Here is a 3,540-nt window from a genome sequence, read left to right on the forward strand (position 1 = left end):
CGCCCGGTGCGGGCCGGCCGGGCGCCGCGCTCGCTGTACACGCTGGCCGGCAACGAAGGCAGTGGACCCACAGCGGGGCTGAAGCGAACGCTCTATCCCATCGGGGCCATTGATGGCCTCTCTGACTGGAACTGATATGCGCCCCCTACTTCTATTTTTTGCGCTCATTTTGGCTGCCTGCACCCGAGGCGAGTTCGCCGGGGTGCTGGGAGCGGGCCGCGCTGCCGGCGATACCATCACGCTGCCCGCTGGTACTACCATCGGCAAGCTGAAGGCCGGCACCGTCATCATTCAGCAGGGCCGCGGCAACGTGGCCAATGCCACCGACAACCGCAAGGCCGGCCAGAAAGGTGGCGCGGCAGCTACGGCCCCGAACGCTACGGCCAGTGCCACCACGAAGCAGGGCAGCCTGCCGTGGTGGGTATTTGCGGGGGTGGGCGTGTTGAGCATCGTGGCGTGGGAATGGCTCATAGCACGGTTCAAGTTTGCCGCTTGGCTGCCGTGGCAGAGGCGGCCGGGTTAGTTATGGTGGATAAGCTATTACTAACGCGGCCCGAATACTTAATTCGCTATTCGCATTGTCTATAACAAATAACCACACAGCCCCGGCTTCTTTGAGAGAGGCCGGGGCTGTTGGTATAGAGGCGCGATGCTTTTTTAGTGCGTTACCTCGATGTGTTGGTTGATTAACTTGCCCTTTTGTTTCATCCGCAGGTTGTAAAGGCCAGCGGGCAGGTCGCGCACGTCAAGTTTGCCTTCTTTATCCGGCTTGGCCACGGCTTTGCCTTGAGCGTTAAGCAGTACAACTTCTGTGGCGCCTGTAGGTATGGCTACCGACTCGCTGGAAGGGTTAGGGTAAGTACGTGCGAGGGGTTCAGTGTCGCAGTTATTTAAATCTGCCCCGCCACTGGCTGAAGAACTGGCCGAGGAAGGAGAATAAGTGCTATTACAAGTACGGGTGGCAGTGACAGTAAAAGTCGCGTAAGAAACAGGTGGAGTACCTGTTTTGATGCGAAATGGGTAAGACGAGGTCGTGCCGGGAGTAGCCCCGGCCGTTGCGGCAATGACAGCAGGAATCGCCTGTGCGCCGTCTGAGGCAGTTATAGTGTAGCTGTATGCCGGGTCGCGATTGGTGAGTGCAAAATATACTTGGTGCGAAAGGCAGGAATTGGGGTTAGTGACCGTGAACTCCGGTGTGGGAGGTTTGGGGCAGGGCAGTGAAGCACAGCCAGTCACAGTTACAGAAGAAGGATAAGTAGAACCATCCGGCAAGGTTACCTTCAACGTGTAAGTGTCCGAGAGGTCGGCAGAAAGGGTAATCGACGTACCGAGAACAATGCCCGGGCTGCTACTTCTGCTCCACTCATAAGTTGCGTTGGGGATGTGGCATCCCTCGCCGATAGTGACGGTGCCATTTCCGCCCGAACAAGAAGCGGGCGGGCCAGCCGTGGGAATTTTGTAGAGTTCGACCTCATCAATATGATAACGTACCCTGACGAGACTAGATGCATTGCCCCCTGCCAAATTACCGATAATCACGTTCCACTGATTTGTATAAGTGGGCGAAACGGCGGGCACCGTAATTTTTCCAGAAACGCGGGTCCAAGCAGCATTCTGTAAAGGATTACTTTGCGTGGGATTAGGTGATGGGACCGAGCTATCAGGATTCGTGAGCTTCATGCCAAGGGTTGTTGCCCCCACCCCGTCAGCACGGTAAGCCAAGAAACTCGAATAATATACCCCTGGACTTAACGTTAAGAGCGAAGCAGGCGAAATGAGGTCTTGCTGATACTGTACTTGTGAACCACCCGTTGAGGAAGCGTTTAGCACGGCAAGAATACTAATTGCTCCGTTGTGTACCGCTGGATTTGACGCATCGTATGCGTAGGGTGTAAAAGGGGTGCCGAGATAATCGAATGGAGAAGCAGAGCCTCCCGTAGGATTATTGGTAAAAGGATTGCTGAGCGCACCGGCAGGGGCATTGGTTGCCAAATAGGTTGGCTTTCCAGCAGAGCCAGCGGGATTGTTGAAGGATTTCCAGCCGGTTAGTTCGTCGTGGGTGCTGTAATAGCTCCTGACATTATCCGCTGCACCCGACAGGGGCGAGACATTTTGCAGTTCGAAATCCGGATTGGGCAACTTGTTGCAACTATTTGCTGCTTGCCCCACCGAGTGGTTGGGCAGTAGGAAACCCACCCCTAGCAGAGCGGGGGCAAGTGACTGGCGTAACGCCCGACGCGGGGCGTTAAAAGAGTCTAGTGTTTTCATAGAATCGGAAAGTGGTTAGTGAAAAGACTGGGCAAAGCTCCACCGTACCTTATGCATTTTCAAGGACAATCAGTGCCCATTTCAGACATAAGCAATACGACTATTTGATTGCACTTTACTCCTTACCCTGGCCTTACAGCCTCCCAGCAGGTTCTTGTGCTGTTGCCGCTACCGTAAAACGCAGCCGTTTATGACATCTGCCTTAGCAGCACACGAACGCGGCATAGTCAGGTAGCCGGTTATGCCCACCCTCTTCGAAGGCAAAGAAGAACTATACCTTGACAAGTGCAGTAAAAAGGCCTTCTTCGCATAACAGCACCGTAGTTCGTTATCCATAATCGGCACAATAAGTCCCCTATTTCAACTATATTTCGCCTGCATTTTTGGGTGCAACCCACGAAAAAGCCCCTCACATTGCTGCAAGGGGCTTTTTCGTGGGCCCACTCGGAATCGAACCGAGGACCTACTGATTATGAGTCAGTTGCTCTAACCGATTGAGCTATAGGCCCGGTGCTGGAGGCAGTCATCTTTCACCTCAACCATGCCGTTGCCGGCCCTCCAACGCTACAAAAGTACGACCTTCGCCGCTGCCAAACCAACGTTACCGCATGCTTCCTCATTTGTTATTTGATTTCGGCGGAGTCCTTATCGACATCGACTACGCCGCTACGCCCGCCGCTATGCGCCGCTTGAGCCGCGCGGGCAGCACCATCGAGTTCTCGCAGGCCAGCCAGGCCGAGCTGTTTGATAAGCTGGAAACCGGCCACCTCACACCCGCCGAATTTCGGGCCGGGCTGCGCGAAGCGTATGCGCTGGAAGCCAGTGATGACGAACTCGACGCGGCCTGGCACGCCATGCTGCTCGACGTGCCGGCCGACCGCCTGTCCCTGGTGGCCGAGCTGCGCCGGCAGGGGCACCAAACGGCCCTGCTCTCGAATACCAACGCGCTGCACATTGCCGAAATCAACCGGCGGCTGGCCGGGCAGTATGGCTTCCGGCACGGCATTGCCGACGTGCTCGACCGCGTGTTCTACTCGCAGGAAGTGGGCCTGCGCAAGCCGGGCGAGGAAATATTCCGGCACGTGCTGCGCGAAATGAACTGGCGGGCCGAAGACGTGTTGTTCATCGAAGACAGCCCGCAGCACGTGGCCACGGCCCGGCGGCTGGGGCTGCGGGTGCTGCACCTGGCTCCGCCCCTCACCCTCACCACCGCCCTGCCCGAAGCCCTCCGTGTCTTTCCCCGAGAATACCCCGCCGCCCACGCCTGAGCCT

Annotated in this window: 3 protein-coding genes and 1 tRNA gene; 2 read left to right on the top strand and 2 right to left on the bottom strand. The window is 56.6% G+C overall.

Annotated features, from left to right (window positions below; genetic code table 11):
- Window positions 1-169: 169 nt before the first annotated feature.
- Window positions 170-523 (top strand): hypothetical protein, encoded by a 354-nt coding sequence (locus ACYVDE_RS17585; RefSeq protein ID WP_460502853.1) that lies wholly within the window; start codon window positions 170-172, stop codon window positions 521-523.
- A gap of 134 nt (window positions 524-657) precedes the next feature.
- Here ACYVDE_RS17585 and ACYVDE_RS17590 read toward each other — a convergent pair whose 3' ends face one another.
- Both ACYVDE_RS17590 and ACYVDE_RS17595 read right to left on the bottom strand, forming a co-directional pair.
- Window positions 658-2,268 (bottom strand): T9SS type A sorting domain-containing protein, encoded by a 1,611-nt coding sequence (locus tag ACYVDE_RS17590; protein ID WP_460502855.1) that lies wholly within the window; start codon window positions 2,266-2,268, stop codon window positions 658-660.
- A 435-nt stretch (window positions 2,269-2,703) separates the two neighbouring features.
- Window positions 2,704-2,777 (bottom strand) — tRNA-Ile (locus tag ACYVDE_RS17595).
- A 99-nt stretch (window positions 2,778-2,876) separates the two neighbouring features.
- On the opposite strand from ACYVDE_RS17595, the gene ACYVDE_RS17600 reads away from it, so the two are divergent.
- Entirely contained in the window at window positions 2,877-3,536 is a 660-nt protein-coding gene (locus ACYVDE_RS17600) for an HAD family hydrolase (protein WP_460502856.1), read from the top strand.
- Window positions 3,537-3,540: the final 4 nt, after the last annotated feature.

This window comes from Hymenobacter agri (assembly GCF_054778495.1).

Coding starts and splice junctions, on each gene's coding strand:
- ACYVDE_RS17600 (WP_460502856.1), top strand. CDS start 2,877: ATGCTTCCTCATTTGTTATTTGATTTCGGCGGAGTCCTTATCGACATC.
- ACYVDE_RS17590 (WP_460502855.1), bottom strand. CDS start 2,268: ATGAAAACACTAGACTCTTTTAACGCCCCGCGTCGGGCGTTACGCCAG.